The organism is Aeromonas sp. LsrichE-8G, assembly GCF_022869435.1.
Classification (GTDB): domain Bacteria; phylum Pseudomonadota; class Gammaproteobacteria; order Enterobacterales; family Aeromonadaceae; genus Aeromonas; species Aeromonas caviae.
In genome coordinates this window covers 1-15,960 of the sequence record NZ_JALIHH010000017.1, presented here as the reverse complement: position 1 = coordinate 15,960, position 15,960 = coordinate 1, and the positions used below count along the sequence as shown (strand labels likewise).

Sequence of the window (15,960 nt, the reverse complement as noted above, 5' to 3'; positions counted from 1 at the left end):
GTCACGCTCTTACTTTGCGGGCTCTTGCGGCGGAGCACCGTTGGAGGTGATCAAGCAATACATTCAAAACCAGCGGGGCTGACGCCCCGGCGAAATTCCCCTCCCACCTACGTCGGAGGGAGTCCCCTTTCGCATTTAAGATGGGGCTTTTGCCCCGACCAAGACAATAATCCTGTCTTGCCTGCTGCCGGATGCAGCAGTCTCTTGTGCCATGGAGTCGCACGGGAGCAGGTTCAAGGCTGACCACATTTACGACAGAGACGTCATTTATGATCAAAAAACTCATTCTCTCTACCCTGCTGCTGTGCGGGCTGGCCAACGCCGCGCCCACTTCCACCCTGGATGCCGTGCTGGAGCGCGGTGTGCTGCGGGTCGGCTTCGATGCCGGCTATCAACCCTTCGAGATGACCAACAAGCAGGGCCAGTACATCGGCTTTGACGTGGATCTCGCCAAGATGGTCTCCAAGGAGATGGGCGTGAAGGTGGAGTTCGTCAACACCGCCTGGGACGGCATCATCCCCGCGCTCTTGACCGACAAGTTCGACGTCATCATGGGCGGCATGACCGTCACTCCCCAGCGCAACCTGCGCGTGAACTTTGCCGATCCCTACATCGTCGTCGGCCAGACCATCGTGCTTCGCAAGGACAAGGCGGGCGAAATCAAATCCTTCCAGGACCTCAACGATCCCAAATACAAGATCGCGGTCAAACTCGGCACCACCGGCGAGCAAGCGGTCAAGCGCATGATCCCCAAGGCCACCCTGCTGCAGTTTGAAACCCAGGATGACGCCAAGCTGGAAGTGATCAACGGCAAGGTGGATGCCTTCGTCTACGACCTGCCCTACAACGCCATCTTCGCGTCCCAGAACCAGGGCGCCGTGGTGCACCTCGACAAGCCGTTCACCTTCGAGCCGCTGGCCTGGGCCATCCGCAAGGGGGATCAGGACACCCTCAACTGGTTCAACAACTACCTGCGCCAGATCAAGGGCGACGGCAGCTACGACCGTCTCTACAAGAAGTGGTTTGAATCCACCGCCTGGCTGAACCAGCTCAAATAACCTCTCAAAGGGGCGGCATGCCGCCCCTTCACGCAGACTCCCCACACGATAACGACAAAAGAGGTTGTGACAGTGATCAACCCCAAACTCACAAGACAGATGGAAAAACAGCCCAATCAGCTGCTCTGGCACGGGATCTTCCTGCTGCTGGTGCTGGCCGCCATTTTCGGCATCTACAAGGCCGTGCAGGCAGTGGATTACACCTGGCGCTGGGAACGCATTCCCCAGTACATCGCCTATCAGGCAGAACAGAAACACTATGCCGAGTTTGACGGCACCGTGGTCGCGGACAAGGGACAGCTCTTCCTGCAAGACGATCTCGACCCCAGCCGCCGTCAGGCCATCGCACCCAAGGGCTCCCAGCTGGCTGAAGGGGATACCGTCTTCCTCGGCGATACCCTGGATGTGCAACTGAGCTGGACCGCCGGCCCCATTGCCTGGGGAGTCTGGGTCACGGTCAAGCTCTCCCTGGTGGCGGGCATCTTCGCCATCCTGCTTGGCACCCTGGCCGGGCTCGCCCGCCTCTCCCCCAATCCGGCCCTGCGCAACCTGGCCGTGACCTATGTGGAGCTCATCCGTGGCACCCCGTTGCTGGTGCAGATCTTCATCGTCTATTTCTTTATCGGCACCGTGCTGAACCTCGACCGATTCACCGCTGGTGTGGCGGCGCTCGCGGTCTTCACCGGCGCCTACGTGGCGGAAATCGTGCGCGCCGGCATCAGCTCCATTCACAAGGGGCAGATGGAAGCGTGCAGAAGCCTTGGCATGACCTCGGCCCAGACCATGCGCTACGTCATCCTGCCCCAGGCCTTCAAACGGGTGCTGCCACCGCTCGCGGGTCAGTTCATCAACCTCATCAAGGACTCCTCTCTGGTCTCCGTCATCTCCATCACGGATCTCACCAAGGCGGGGCGCGAAGTGGTCAGCTCCACCTTCAGCCCGTTCGAGGTGTGGTTCACCGTGGCTCTGCTCTATCTGGTGCTGACCGGCACTCTCTCCTTTCTGGTGCGTCGTCTGGAGGTGAAATATGCGCGCAGCGACTGATCCCGTTATCAAGGCGCCATCGGTGTCGAAATGTTCTGCCATCACCGGCACTCACTGCCCCTTCCCGGTGCGTCGTCTGGAGGTGAACTATGCGCGCTGCAACTGATCCCATCATCAAGGCGACCGGTGTAGAGAAGTTCTACGGCACCGAGGTGCACGCCCTGAAAAACGTCAGCACCCAGGTGGCCGAAGGGGAAGTGGTGGTGATCGTGGGGCCGAGCGGCTCAGGCAAGTCCACCTTCCTGCGCACCCTCAACCAGCTGGAGACCATCAACGATGGCAATATCGTGGTCGACGGCATCAGCCTCACCGAACCCGGGGATGTCAACAAGCTGCGGGAAGAGGTGGGCATGGTGTTCCAGTCCTTCAATCTCTTCCCTCACCTGACGGTGCTGGACAACATCACCCTGGCCCCCCAGAAGGTGAGAGGGCTCTCTCGCCAGGAGGCTGAGGAGCGGGCCAAGGCCCTGCTGCTCAAGGTCGGTCTCTCCAACAAGGCCCAGAGCTACCCCTCCCAGCTCTCCGGCGGCCAGCAGCAGCGGGTGGCCATCGCCCGGGCGCTCGCCATGCAGCCGCGCATCATGCTGTTTGACGAGCCCACCAGCGCCCTCGACCCCGAAATGGTGGGAGAGGTGCTGGACGTCATGAAGGGGTTGGCCCGCGAAGGGATGACCATGGTGGTGGTGACTCACGAGATGGGCTTTGCCCGGGAAGTGGCGGACAGGGTGCTCTTCATGGAGAGCGGCGAGCTGCTGGTGGACGAGAAACCCGCCGACTTCTTCGACAATCCACCCTCCCCGCGCCTGCGCCAGTTCCTGAGCCAGGTGCTATAACCCGCGATGCACCAACACGAAGAGGGAGCCCATGGCTCCCTCTTCTATGCTTGCCTTCTTCACTCCCCCAGATCATCTCCCTGGTGCATTCCTTTTCGCAGCCTCTTGCCATCGGGTTGTCACCACGCCAACGAGCAAGGATGTTAATGAAATTTTAAATTCATCCGGTATGCTGACATCCAACTGGTCCAACCGGATGGCTCACATGGATGTGCAACTGCTCCTGCTCTACCTCTCGCCCCTCTTTCTGGTCTTCATCGGCTGGGAGATGCTCTACCTGCGAAAACACGGCGCCGCCTATCCCACGGCGGGTTACCAGTGGAAGGATCTCTTCGCCAATGCCACCCTGGCACTGATGCATCAGGGGGGCGATGCCCTGGCAGCCATTGCCATTGCCATTGCCATTGCCATCGCCTATCTCTATGACACCCTTTGGGGCTGGCGACTATTCGATATCGAACTGAACCTCTGGAGCCTTTTGCTGCTCTTTCTGTTGCAGGATCTCTGCTACTGGCTGTTCCACTTCGCGAGCCACCATGTGCGCTGGCTCTGGGCCTACCACGTGGTGCACCACAGCTCGGAGCGGCTCAACCTCTCCACCGCCTTTCGCCAGAGCCTGATGTATCCGGTCTCCGGCATGTGGCTGTTCTGGATCCCCATGATCCTCATCGGCTTCCCCCCCGAGGCGGTGGTGGCCACCGTACTCTTGAGCCTGGGTTTTCAGTTCTTCGTCCACACCCAGGTGGTGGGCAAGCTGGGCAAACTTGAATGGATCTTCAACACCCCCTCCCACCACAGGGTGCACCACGCCAGCAACGCCAGATACATCGATCGCAATTTCGCCGGCGTGCTCATCATCTGGGACCGGCTGTTTGACACCTTCGTGGAAGAAGACTTGGGCGAGCCGTGCCGTTTCGGCATCACCAAGCCAATCCACAGCTTCAACCCCCTCACCCTCACCTTCCACGAGTGGCGCGACATGCTGCAAGAGGCCCGGGGCCTCCCCTGGCGGCAAAAGCTCGCCGTGTTGTTTGGCAAACCGGCGGGCCCCACCAGCGGTTGACCCACCGACCAGGATAAAAAAAAAGAGCGCCCAGGGGCGCTCTTTTTCATGACAGGGACACCCCCGGGTCAGACGTGAACGAAGGACCAGACGGCGGGGATCAGGCTCAGCAGCGTCACCCCGGCCAGCAGCCGTTCGCGCCCGCTGAGCCGCTGTTCGGCGCCGAGCTGGCGACGGCTGTAGAGAAACAGCAGCAGACCCGGCCCGTAAAGCAGAAGCGACAGCAGCAGGTACTCCACCCCGGCGGCGTAGAGCAGCCAGAAACCATAACCGCTCGACACCAGCGCCACCACCCGCATCAGGCCGCGGCCCTGCCCACCCTTGCCACTGAAGACCAGCTTGAGCAGGAAGAGGCCGATGAGCAGGTAGGGCACCAGGATCATGGAGGTGGAGATGAGCAGCAGGTTGGTATACCCCTTGCCAAGCAGCCACACCAGCAGCAGGCAGCCCTGCACCGTCAGGCTGGTAAGCCAGAGCGAGGCGATGGGGGTGCCGTTGCGGTTCTCACGCCGGAAGATGGCCGGGAAGGCCCCGTGACGCGCCGCGCTGAACGGCACCTCGGCCGAGAAGAGGGTCCAGCTCACGTAGGAGGCGAGCACCGACACGATGAGGCCGGCGCTGATGAGCAGCTTGCCCCAGGAACCCGTCATCTGGGCCATCAGTCCCGCCATGGAGGGGTTGGGCAGGGCCGCAAGCTCCGGGCGGCTCAATATTCCAAGCGCCAGCACCGAGATGAGCACATAGAGCAGCAGCGCCAGCACCACGCCGAGCACGGTGGCGGTGCCCACATCCCGCTTGTTTCTCGCCCGGGCCGAGAGCACCGCTGCCCCTTCGATGCCGGTGAAGACCCAGAGGGTGATGAGCATGGTGTTACGCACCTGCTCGGAGACCGGTACCGCCAGGGTGCTGCCCTCCTGATCCGCCGCAAAGGTGACCGGATCGAACCAGTAGCAGGCGAACAGGATGAACAGCAGCAGCGGCAGGCTCTTGGCCAGGGTCGCCACCAGATTGAACAGGGCCGCCTGCTGTACGCCTCGGGCCACCAGCAGGTGCACCGCCCAGAGGATGCAGGACTCGCCGATGAAGGCCGCCAGGGTGTTGCCCTCGCCAAACCAGACCCGCTCCGGCGTGTCGACGAAGCTGCCCAGCGCCGCGAAGGCGATCACCAGATAACCCACCACGCCGATGGTGGCACAGAGCCAGTATCCCCAGGCGGAGAAGAACCCCACCAGCTCGCCAAAGCCTGCCCGGGCATAGCTGTAGATGCCGCCGTCGAGCTCGGGTTTGAGCCGCGACAGGTAGAGGAAGCTCATGGCCAGCGCCAGTATGCCGACCCCGGTGACGGCCCAGCCGATCAGCACGGCGCGGGCGCCCGCCACATCGGCCATGTTCTGGGGCAGGCTAAAGATGCCGGCCCCCACCATGGAGCTGAACACCAGCGCCGTGAGGGACCAGAGCCCGATCTTGCTCTCTTTCATGGGCGCTCCTTAACGCAGCCGGCTGGCCAGCGCCTCGATGTGTTCCGGGCCGATGCCGCAGCAGCCGCCGATGAGGTTTGCCCCGGCTCTGCGCCAGCGCTCGGCCCAGCCGAGGTAATCCAGCGGCCCCAGATCGCCACGGATCTCGTCCAGACCGTCATTGGCAGTCGCCTCCTTGGGCTGGGGCGGGAAGGCGTTGGCATAGGCGCCGAGGCGAACGTCGGTGCGCCCCTGAACCTGCAACGCGGCGACGGCCACCTTGAGCGCCCCTTCAATCACCTCGGGCTGGCAGCAGTTGAACAGGATGGCATCCACCCCGGCCGACGCCAACGCGGTCACGGCATCCGCCACCCGCTCGCCGGAGCGCAGGGTGGGCTCACTGCCCGGCGCCTCGTCTTCCAGAGTAAAGGAGACCCAGAACGGCTTGCCGTCCTCGGGCAGCAGGGCCTTGAGGGCCAGGGGCTCGGCGATGAGGCTCATGGTCTCCGCCAGCCAGAGATCCACATGGGGTGACAGGGCACGGATAAGCGGTGTCGCCAGCTCGCTCACCCGCTCGGCCTGATAGAGGTCCGCACGATAGGAGCCAAAGAGCGGCGGCAAGGAACCAGCCACCTTGACGGCTCCCCCCTGCTCGTCGGCCACGTCTCGGGCCAGTTGCCCGGCCAGAGCCGCAAGTGCCTCCCCTTGGGCGGCAAAGCGTGCCTCGCCGATATGGAAGGGCACCAGGGCATAGCTGTTGGTGGTGATCACCCGGGCACCGCTCGTCGCATAGGCCTGGTGTACCTCGCGCACCGTCTCGGGCGCTTCCATCAACGCCAGTGCCGACCACTCCGGTTGACGGAACGGCGCACCACGCCGCGCCAGTTCACGGCCCATACCGCCATCGAGTACCCACAAATCCTGCTTGTCCATCTCTGTCTCTCTGCGTCTCCCCGCCATGACGGGTGTTTATTGTGTGAAACCACATTAAGCCATCAAAACATCTAGACGGCTAGAAATCCCAAATATCATGACCCAAAGTAGAACAAGAGGCAATCGGGGGCTACGAACAAATCCGGGCAAGCTCAGGATGATGGCGGCAAAGGGAGGTCTCCCCGGCACAGGCATCACCTGGCCAGGCGCTGAAACGACAAGAGGCCACCCCGGGGGGTGGCCTCTTGTGAAACAGGGGATCAAGGCGGGCACAGCCGCCGATAACCAGGGGCTCAGCGCCCGGCCAGCACCCGCTTGGTCTGCTTGACCCAGTCGGAGACCCGGCCCTGCTGGGGATAGCCCTGCCAGATCTGCTCCCACTGGGCGGGGCTGAGGGGGCGGCCCAGCCGACGCTGCACCCCGGCATAGAGGTAGTCGTGGGCCGTGGTGCGTGCCTGGGCCGAGGTGAGGAACTTGGCAACAGGGTCAGTGAGACGCACGTCCCTCATGCCGAGCAGCGGATAGTCGCTGTGCACCGCCGCCAGCATGGTCTCGCGCATGGCGGATTCGATGTAACCCCGGGCAAACAGGGCGGTGACCGATTCAAGCGACCCTTGATCCGGGCCGTGATACTCCTCGTCGAACACCGGGCTGGGCTCTGCCACGGCGCTTTGCACCACCGCATCGGGATCCTGCTGCGGGACCACCACGGCAGGCTGGGGAGCGACGGGTTTGGCAGGCGTCACCGGCTTGCGCGGTGCGCTCTGGCTGCAGGCACCCAGTGCCAGGGCGAGCGCCACACAGGCCAGCGCACGGGAATGAGTATTCATCTTCATGATTGCTAACGAACTCCTTTAGGATTCCTGAGCGGGCTTCTCATTGCTCGCAGGTTCTACCCGGGTGACCAGCAACTGGTCAATCTTGTAACTGTCGATGTCCACCACTTCGAACTTGTAACCGGCATATTTGACCGAGTCGGTGCGCTTGGGGATCTTGCGCAGCATGTACATGATGAAACCGGCGATGGTCTCGTAGTTCTGGTTTTCCGGGAACTCCTCGATGTCGAAGGCGCGCATCACGTCGGAGATGGGGGTCACCCCGTCCACCAGCCAGGAGTTCTCGTCCCGCTGGACGATCTGCTCTTCCACCACGTGGGTGGCCCACTCCCCCATGACGGTACTCATCAGGTCATTCATGGTGACGATGCCCACCACCAGGGCGTATTCGTTCATCACCACCGCAAAATCGCCGCGATGGTTCTTGAAGTATTCCATTGCCTCGTAGAGGTTGAGGGTGTCGGGAATGATGATGACGTTCTGCACCAGGGAGCCGCTGTTGAGATCGATGCTCTGGCCGCTGATGACGCGGATCAGCAGCTCCTTGGCATCCACGAACCCCTTGATGCTGTCGAGGTTGTGGTCGCACACCAGGAACTTGTTGTGGGGGTGCTCGGCGATCTTCGCCTTGATGCTCTCCTCCCCCTCTTGCAGGGTGAAGTAGATGAGGCTCTCCCGCGCCGTCATGGCGGAAGTGACACCCAGAGACTGGAGCTCGAACACGTTCTCGATGAGCTGGTGCTCCTCGCGCTGGATGACACCGGCTTCGGCACCTGCATCCATCACCGCATAAATATCGTCGGAGGTGATCTCGTCGTTGCGCACCATGGAGATGCGCATCAGCCGGAACAGGCCGTTGGCCATGCCGTTGAACAGCCACACCAGCGGCATCAGCAAGGTGACGCACAGCATCATGGGACGCACCACCACCACAGCGATCCGCTCGGGCATGGTCATGGCAAGGCGCTTGGGCATCAGGTCCGCTATCAGGATGAACATGCCGGTGACGAAGACAAACGAGGCCGCAGAGCTAATCTGGCCGAGCCAGGGCCCCTGGTAGAAGCCGGCAATCAGCTCCCTGATGGCGGGATTGAGGGCGGATTCCCCCAGGATACCGCCGAGGATGGCGACGGTATTGAGGCCTATCTGCACCACGGTAAAGAAGTTGCCCGGCTGGGCCTGCAATGCCAGCACCTTCTCGGCGTGGCGGTTGCCCTCGTCGGCCATCACCTGCAACTTGATCTTGCGGGAGGCGGCAAGGGAGATCTCGGAGAGTGAGAAGAACACGCTGCCGGCGACCAGCAGCATCAGAAAGAACAAACTATCGGCAAAACTCATGATTAACCTATTGCTACAGCCGCCTTAGCACAAGACGGCAAACTGGGCCCGGGAAACCGGACCGTGACTCCATCCGGGACTCACACAGGGGCCATATTCTAGCAGAAAAGCGCCCGCCGGGTGGCGTTATCTTGAACTGCCGTGCCATGCAATGAAAAAGGCGCTCAAAGCGCCTTTTTATTCAATCAGAGTTGGATTCCCGTCGTGCAGCCGCGACGGGAGCTCCACCCAAGGCGCCCCATCAGCCCTTGCCCAGCAGATCGCTCAGGTCATCGGCCTTGGTGTGACGCACATCCTTGCCCTTGACGTAGTAGACGATGTACTCGCAGATGTGCTGGCAGCGATCCCCGACCCGCTCGATGGCCCGTGCCGCCCAGAGCACGTTGAGCACCTGGGGGATGGTGCGGGGATCTTCCATCATGTAGGTCATCAGCTCGCGGATAATGGACTCGTATTCGCGGTCCACCTTGTCATCTTCCTTGTAGACCGCCAGGGCTGCATCCAAATCCATGCGGGCGAAAGCGTCGAGCACGTCGTGGAGCATCTTGATGGTGCGACGCCCCATGTTCTCCAGCGACACCAGCGGCGGCTGCGGCTTGTTGGCGTTGTCGGTCAGCATGCGGGCAATCTTGTCCGCCACGTCGCCGATCCGCTCCAGATCCGTGATGGTCTTGATGATGGCCATCACCAGCCGCAGGTCGGACGCGGTGGGCTGACGCTTGGCGATGATGCGGGTGCACTCCTCGTCGATCGCCACTTCCATGGCGTTGACCTTGTGGTCGTTGGCCACGATCTTGCGCGCCGCATCCAGATCCTGGCCATGGATGGCGGCGATGGCGTCGGTGAGTTGCTTCTCCACCAGCCCCCCCATCACCAGTACCTGATTGCGCACGCTCTCAAGCTCGGCATTGAACTGACCGGAGATGTGTTTGTTGAGGTTCATATTGTCCATACCAGTAATCCTTGTTGCTCCGATTATGCCTTAGCCGTTGAACTGACTGCCAATCTGTTTGTTGATGCCCATCTTGCTCATCTTGCTCATCTCAATCACCGGCATCCCTTAGCCGTAACGACCGGTAATGTAGTCTTCGGTCTTCTTCTTGGCCGGGGTGGTGAAGATTGTGTTGGTATTCGAATACTCGATGAGTTCCCCCATGTACATGAACGCGGTCTGATCCGAGACCCGCGCCGCCTGCTGCATGTTGTGGGTCACGATCACCACGGTGAACTGGCTCTTGAGCTCGTTGATGAGCTCCTCGATGGTGAGGGTGGAGATGGGGTCCAGCGCCGAGGTCGGTTCATCGAGCAGCAGCACTTCCGGCTCGATGGCGATGGCACGGGCAATCACCAGACGCTGCTGCTGACCACCGGAGAGGCCGAAGGCGTTGTCGTGCAGACGATCCTTCACTTCCTCCCACAGGGCGGCACCGCGCAGGGAACGCTCGGCGGCCTCGTCCAGGGTACGGCGGTCATTGATGCCCTGCAGGCGCAGGCCGTAGACCACGTTCTCGTAGATGGACTTGGGGAAGGGGTTGGGGCGCTGGAACACCATGCCCACCTGACGGCGAAGGGCGGAGACATCCACGCTCTTGTCATAGATGTTGTGGCCGTGCAGCTGGATCTCCCCCTCGATGCGGCAGATCTCTACCAGATCGTTCATCCGGTTGATGCAGCGCAGCAAAGTGGACTTGCCGCAACCGGACGGGCCGATGAAGGCGGTGACCTGACCCTTGGGGATCTTCATGTTGACGTTGAACAGCGCCTGCTTGTTGCCGTAGTACAGGTTGAGATCCTTCACCTCCAGCGCAGTCTGCTCCGGGGTCAGGTTGAGCAGGTCGGTGGCGGTGTGCGGGGCCGAACTCGGTGTTACGTTGATCATCTGTTTACCTCAAATTCTCTTGGTGGCAGCGGGCAAACGTCTTGCCCGCCGCCGGAATATCTGGTTGGCAGGGAAGGTCCCTGCCCGTCTCTGTAATGACTGGATTAATGTTCCAGCGACCGGAATTTCTCGCGCAGGTGGTTACGAATACCGATCGCCGTCAGGTTGAGGCCGACGATCACCGTCACCAGCAGGAAGGAGGTGGCGTAGACCAGAGGACGCGCCGCCTCGACGTTCGGGCTCTGGAAGCCCACGTCATAGATGTGGAAGCCCAGGTGCATGAACTTGCGCTCCACGTGCAGGTACGGGAAGTTGCCGTCCATCGGCAACGTGGGAGCAAGCTTCACCACCCCCACCAGCATCAGCGGCGCCACCTCGCCCGCCGCACGGGCAATCGCCAGGATAAGGCCGGTCATGATGGCCGGGCTGGCCATGGGCAGCACGATGCGCCAGAGGGTCTCGGCCTGGGTGGCACCCAGCGCCAGCGAACCCTGGCGAATGGTGCTCGGGATCCGGGCCAGCCCCTCTTCGGTGGAGACGATCACCACCGGCAGGGTCAGGATGGCCAGGGTCAGCGCCGACCAGATGACACCAGGGGAGCCGAAGGTCGGGCTCGGCAGCGCTTCCGGGTAGAAGAGGCGGTCGATGCTGCCCCCCAGGGTGTAGACGAAGAAGCCCAGACCAAACACGCCGTAGACGATGGAGGGTACCCCCGCCAGGTTGATCACCGCGATGCGGATGATCTTGGTCAGGCTGTTCTTGCCCGCGTACTCGTGCAGGTAGACCGCCGCCACCACCCCGAGCGGGGTCACGATGATGGCCATCAGGATCACCATGAAGACGGTGCCGAAGATGGCCGGGAAGACGCCACCCTCGGTGTTCGCCTCCCGAGGGTCATCGGAGACGAACTTGCCAATCTGGTGGAACCAGTGACCCACCTTGGCCATCAGGCTCATGTCGTTGGGCCAGACTACATCCAGCACCCGGGACATGGGCATGGTCACCAGCTCGCCGCGCATGTCCTTGACGGTGATGCTGTCTCTGTCCGCCTGGGTACGCAGGGAGAAGAGCTCTTTCTCCAGCACCTGGTAACGGTCGTTGAGCGCCTGACGCTCGCTCGCCAGCTCGGCTTTAAGCTGATCGGTCAGCTTGTCATCCAGCTCGGCCTTGCGCTCTTTCAGGCGCAGGCGCTCCAGCTGGTAGTTGATGCTGCCGATGGCCCCTTTTTGCAGGTCGTTGGCTTGGCTTGAGAGGCCGTTGGCACGGGCCAGCACCCGCTGCAAGGCGGGATGCAGATCCGTGGTCAGCTCCTGGCCATCTTCCTTCACCGAGGTGATGTAACCATAGAAGTTGCCGTTGGTGGCGCGTTCCACCATGGCGAGCTCCGCCGGCTGGGCGCGCGATTTGATATCGGTCTCCAGCACCCAGCGAAAATCGAGGTCCACGAACTCCCGGTTGCCGGTCTTGACCAGATAACGGGTAATCTCTTCGCGATCCTCCCCTTCCAGCGCCTGGCCTGCGGCGCGCAGGCGCTCCACCGGCACCAGCTCCCGGTCGTTGATCTCGCCAATCAGGACGCTCTTGTTGCCGCTTGCATCTTCAAGTTGCCACTCATAGATGGGATGGGGCCAGAAATAGACCAGACCACGCCAGCCAATCAGCAACAACAGACCCAGTACGGCCACCAGACTCAGGCTGACGGCGCCCCCCGTCATCCAGATCCAGGGGGCCCCCGATTTAAACCACTTACCCATTGTCGATTCCTTAGTCCTTACAGAGAGCTGTACTTTTCACGCAACCGCTGGCGGACGAATTCGGCCAGGGTATTGAACAAGAAGGTGAACACAAACAGCACGAAGGCGGCGAGGAAGAGCACCCGGTAGTGGGAGCTGCCCACTTCCGATTCCGGCATCTCCACCGCGATGTTCGCCGCCAGGGTCCGCAGCCCCTGGAACATGGAAAAGTCCATGATGGGGGTGTTGCCGGTGGCCATCAGCACGATCATGGTCTCGCCCACGGCGCGGCCAAGGCCCATCATCACCGCCGAGAAGATGCCTGGGCTCGCGGTGAGGATCACCACCCGGCTCAGGGTCTGCCACGGGGTCGCCCCCAGCGCAAGCGAGCCCTGGGTCAGGTGCTTGGGCACCGAGAAGACCGCGTCTTCGGCGATGGAGAAGATGGTGGGGATGACCGCAAAGCCCATGGCAATACCAACCACCAGGGAGTTGCGCTGGTCAAACTTGATGCCCATGTCGTGGGTCAGCCAGATGCGCGAATCACCGTGCATGAAGGCGTTCTCGATGATGGGGCTCAAGGCGAAAGCGCCCCAACCGATGAACAGCAGCACAGGGATAAGCAGAATGGCGTGCCAGCCTTCCGGCAGCCAGGTGCGGCCGCGCTCCGGCAGATAATTCCACACCAGGGCGGTGAGCAGCATACCCATGGGCAGCAGGATCAGCAGCAGGATCACCCCGGGCAGGGCCCCTTCGATGATGGGAGCGAGCCACAGACCCGCCAGGAAGCCGAGGATGACGGTCGGCAGCGCCGCCATGATCTCCACCGTCGGCTTGACGTATTTGCGCAGCCCCGCCGACATGAAGTAGGCGGTATAGATGGCACCGGCGACACCCAGAGGCACCGCGAACACCATGGCATAGAAGGAGGCTTTCAAGGTACCGAACACCAGGGGCACCAGGCTCAGCTTGGCTTCGAAGTCGTTGCTGGCGGAGGTGGACTGCCACACGTACTGGGGCTCGGGATAGCCTTCATACCACACCTGTTGCCAGAGGGCAGACCAGGTTACCTCGGGGTGATCGTTCTCGACGTCAAAGACCTTGAAGTCATCCCCCTGCTGGGTCAACAGCAGGTTGTGGCGAGGAGAGATGGTAACGGCAGTCAGGTTGCCCCCGTCAATCTTCTCGCCAAGCAGCTTGGCTTCACCGGTGGCATGGAAGAAGTTGATGGTGCCGTCGCTGCCGGCGCTGATGAAGCCCTTGCGAAAGTGCTCGGGGGTCAGCAGGGCGACCGGCGCGTCACCCTTGAAGTCACGGATCTGGGTGAACTGACGCTTGCCATCCTTTGTCACCTCGAACCACTGGGAGATGACGCCATTGTCGTTGCCCACCAGCAGGGAGGACGCACCGGAGAGCAGGGCCACCTGGGTCACGCTGGCATTGGGGGCGTTGATCTCCATAACGTCGCGCAGGGAAATGTCGCTCAGGTTGTGGATGTCATAGACCGACAGGCGGTTGCCCTCGCGCACGAACAACAGGCGCAGGTTCGGGGTCAGCAGCATCTGGTCAACATGGCGTGGCAGGGACGGAATGGTGTAGGTCTGGTTGCTCCACTCGATTTCGCCGGAGAGGAAATTCTCCTCGCCGCTCATCACCATCAGCACACCACGACCATCTTCGGTCACGGCCGCGGTCGCCATCTTGTCCTTGGTCGCCTCGAAGACCATGCGCGTCAGCGCCTTGCCCTGGGGATCGATCACCACGGGGGTCTCGCCGAAGGGATATTGCAGGCTGGGCTCGATGACGCGCACGTCATTGGGATAGGAGATCTTGAAATAGGGTTGCACCACCTGAGCCTTGCCGTTGGCAAACCCATAGGCGATGAGTTTCTGGCCCGGCGCAGGCGGCGCGACCGCCGTGATCTCGCCGTTCACCTGGGCCTCGCCAATCACCTGTCCGGTCTTGATCTTGCCATCCGGTTGCACGGCAAAGAATTTGACCTTCCCCTGGTCGCTGAAGCGGTAACCTATCTCGTTTTGCTCCTCGACCCCGAGCCAGGCGGTTTTGCCCTTGATGGGCAGGGTGAAGGAAGCGGTGCTCTCCATGCTGGCGCCATTGAAGATGGGCTTCACCACATAAAGCAGGTAGAAGAAGATAAGCAACAGCGCCACCAGCACCAGGGCTCCCCCTGTGGTGACGCCATATTTGGCCAATTTATCCTTGATCCGGCGTTTTCGACTGCCCGCCATGACCAGATTTAACGATTCCGATGACATGCAAGACCTCAATGTGAGCTAGGCTTGGCGGCATTATATGGCGGATGCATGACAGTTTTGTTACATCAACAGCGGCAAAGAGCGCAGGCTCCATCGGGGGGTGGCAGTTGGTATTCGGGGGGAAGCAGGCAGCCGGTCTGGCAGTGAAATAAAAGCAAACGGGGCCATCAGGCCCCGCTGTCATCTTGAGGAAGCGCCTCTTTCGCGGCGAGTCTGGCCGCCTTCTTCTCGGCGCGGCGCCGTTTGAAGAAATCCGACAGCTGGGCCGAGCAGGCGTCGGCGAGCACCTCCCCCGTCAGTACCACCTGGTGGTTGTGGCGGGGATCCAGCAGGATGTCGAACACAGACCCTGCCGCCCCCGTCTTCAAATCCCGGGCACCATAGACCACCCGCTTGACCCGGCTGTGGATGAGGGCGCCGGCACACATGCAACAGGGCTCCAGCGTCACATAGAGGGTGGTGTCGAGCAGGCGATAGTTTTCAAGCTGCTTGCCCGCATCCCGAAGCGCCATCACCTCGGCATGGGCGCAGGCGTCGTGCTCGCTGATGGAGCGATTCCACCCCTCTGCCACTATCTTGTCCCCCAGCACCAGCACGGCGCCTACCGGGATCTCGCCTATCCCCTCCGCCCTGGCGGCCAGGGCCATGGCATGGCGCATCCAGCGTTCGTCCTGCTCGCGCTGGCTGATCTGTGCTGCAACTTCAGATGGTTTCACGCCCTGATCCTCTCGTCGATATGATGTCGGCTTGCCTGGCCCCTGCACGGCATCGGCCGCGCACTCCCGGATTGCTGCGTCCCGGCCCTGGGCACACCGGGCCCCTTCCCCCTCGCGCTAGCCGGTAGCCCACGGCAGAAGATGCTGTCAATGAAAGAGAGGCCAAAGGCCCCGGCGACATCGGAACGCCCCGAGTTGGGTGTTCGCCACCCTGTGCCCGCCTAAGGGGGCGGCGATTATGCCAAAACTCCGGCCAGGGCCCAAGTTGCATCTTGGCTGAACAATAAAGAAGCAGTCGGCATCTCCCTGATAAAAAAGGAGTTGCGCCCGCCAAATCATCCGATTAGACTTCCTCCCCGTCAGCCGAGCTGACTCCGTCGGTGTGTAGCGCAGCCAGGTAGCGCATCTGCATGGGGTGTAGAGGGTCGGAGGTTCGAATCCTCTCACACCGACCAAATTCCCCGAAAATAGCCCAGTCAAACGACTGGGCTATTTTTTTGCCTGCACACCCGACGCTTGCCTCTTTTTCCTCTCGCCTCCCCCGTTCATCGGGTCGCCGCTTTTTATTGGCATGAATTTTATACAGAACCATTTGAAGCTTTCATAAAGTGCCGCTAGGATACGCAACTTTTCCGCCGGCCATAAAAACAGGTTCTTCGCGGGATCTTGGGGAAGTGGAAGTTGACAGACAGGGTGCTGGTAAACTGGCTGTCTCCAAACACACCACCACCATCACCCTGCTGTCGCCGTGCATCATATTGATATTGCCTCCTTCTGGCCAGGTTATACCGTCA

General features: G+C 61.5%; 16 protein-coding genes and 1 tRNA gene. 7 read left to right on the top strand and 10 right to left on the bottom strand.

Features of this window, described 5'->3' with window-relative positions; all coding sequences use genetic code 11:
* The 6 genes from MUW49_RS04590 to MUW49_RS04570 form a co-directional block, all read left to right on the top strand.
* A partial coding sequence (locus tag MUW49_RS04590; protein ID WP_202904331.1) for a transposase occupies positions 1-82 on the top strand: 82 nt, incomplete at its 5' end.
* A 187-nt stretch (positions 83-269) separates the two neighbouring features.
* Complete coding sequence (locus tag MUW49_RS04585; RefSeq protein ID WP_244812433.1) at positions 270-1,058, top strand: transporter substrate-binding domain-containing protein; 789 nt, start codon at positions 270-272, stop codon at positions 1,056-1,058.
* A 99-nt stretch (positions 1,059-1,157) separates the two neighbouring features.
* Positions 1,158-2,102 carry an amino acid ABC transporter permease gene (locus MUW49_RS04580; RefSeq protein ID WP_244812434.1) on the top strand — a complete coding sequence of 315 codons (945 nt, stop codon included), beginning with the start codon at positions 1,158-1,160 and terminating at the stop codon, positions 2,100-2,102.
* Positions 2,086-2,208: a hypothetical protein gene (locus MUW49_RS21885; protein ID WP_257711798.1), complete on the top strand. Its 123-nt coding sequence runs from the start codon at positions 2,086-2,088 to the stop codon at positions 2,206-2,208. The genes MUW49_RS04580 and MUW49_RS21885 overlap by 17 nt, the downstream gene beginning before the upstream one ends.
* Positions 2,192-2,935: an amino acid ABC transporter ATP-binding protein gene (locus MUW49_RS04575; protein WP_010675257.1), complete on the top strand. Its 744-nt coding sequence runs from the start codon at positions 2,192-2,194 to the stop codon at positions 2,933-2,935. Before MUW49_RS21885 ends, MUW49_RS04575 begins: the two co-directional genes overlap by 17 nt.
* Positions 2,936-3,140: 205 nt before the next feature.
* Positions 3,141-3,998 carry a sterol desaturase family protein gene (locus MUW49_RS04570; protein WP_167292734.1) on the top strand — a complete coding sequence of 286 codons (858 nt, stop codon included), beginning with the start codon at positions 3,141-3,143 and terminating at the stop codon, positions 3,996-3,998.
* Positions 3,999-4,066: 68 nt separating this feature from the next.
* Here MUW49_RS04570 and MUW49_RS04565 read toward each other — a convergent pair whose 3' ends face one another.
* The 9 genes from MUW49_RS04565 to tadA form a co-directional block, all read right to left on the bottom strand.
* Positions 4,067-5,476: a basic amino acid/polyamine antiporter gene (locus MUW49_RS04565; RefSeq protein WP_043153853.1), complete on the bottom strand. Its 1,410-nt coding sequence runs from the start codon at positions 5,474-5,476 to the stop codon at positions 4,067-4,069.
* A gap of 9 nt (positions 5,477-5,485) precedes the next feature.
* Positions 5,486-6,388, bottom strand: coding sequence for a homocysteine S-methyltransferase family protein (locus tag MUW49_RS04560; protein WP_039040257.1), 903 nt, complete (start codon positions 6,386-6,388; stop codon positions 5,486-5,488).
* 293 nt (positions 6,389-6,681) lie between these two features.
* The gene (locus MUW49_RS04555) at positions 6,682-7,224 is read right to left on the bottom strand and encodes a hypothetical protein (protein ID WP_162540598.1); all 543 of its coding nucleotides are present in this window, start codon (positions 7,222-7,224) and stop codon (positions 6,682-6,684) included.
* An 18-nt stretch (positions 7,225-7,242) separates the two neighbouring features.
* Positions 7,243-8,562: a hemolysin family protein gene (locus MUW49_RS04550; RefSeq protein WP_041213150.1), complete on the bottom strand. Its 1,320-nt coding sequence runs from the start codon at positions 8,560-8,562 to the stop codon at positions 7,243-7,245.
* A gap of 241 nt (positions 8,563-8,803) precedes the next feature.
* Entirely contained in the window at positions 8,804-9,514 is a 711-nt protein-coding gene (gene phoU, locus MUW49_RS04545) for a phosphate signaling complex protein PhoU (RefSeq protein WP_029314752.1), read from the bottom strand.
* A 108-nt stretch (positions 9,515-9,622) separates the two neighbouring features.
* Entirely contained in the window at positions 9,623-10,441 is an 819-nt protein-coding gene (gene pstB, locus MUW49_RS04540; protein WP_010675264.1) for a phosphate ABC transporter ATP-binding protein PstB, read from the bottom strand.
* Between the two features lie 104 nt (positions 10,442-10,545).
* Positions 10,546-12,195, bottom strand: coding sequence for a phosphate ABC transporter permease PstA (gene pstA, locus MUW49_RS04535; RefSeq protein WP_045524164.1), 1,650 nt, complete (start codon positions 12,193-12,195; stop codon positions 10,546-10,548).
* Positions 12,196-12,212: 17 nt separating this feature from the next.
* Positions 12,213-14,450 (bottom strand): ABC transporter permease subunit, encoded by a 2,238-nt coding sequence (locus MUW49_RS04530; RefSeq protein WP_244812432.1) that lies wholly within the window; start codon positions 14,448-14,450, stop codon positions 12,213-12,215.
* A gap of 167 nt (positions 14,451-14,617) precedes the next feature.
* Positions 14,618-15,166, bottom strand: coding sequence for a tRNA adenosine(34) deaminase TadA (gene tadA / locus MUW49_RS04525; protein WP_244812431.1), 549 nt, complete (start codon positions 15,164-15,166; stop codon positions 14,618-14,620).
* Between the two features lie 378 nt (positions 15,167-15,544).
* Between tadA and MUW49_RS04520 the strand changes: the two genes are divergently transcribed.
* Positions 15,545-15,621: transfer RNA gene (locus MUW49_RS04520), tRNA-Pro, on the top strand.
* Positions 15,622-15,767: 146 nt separating this feature from the next.
* Here the strand turns inward: MUW49_RS04520 and MUW49_RS04515 are convergent.
* Positions 15,768-15,960, bottom strand: a 193-nt coding sequence (locus MUW49_RS04515) for a hypothetical protein (RefSeq protein ID WP_244812430.1), incomplete at its 5' end; no start/stop codon positions are given.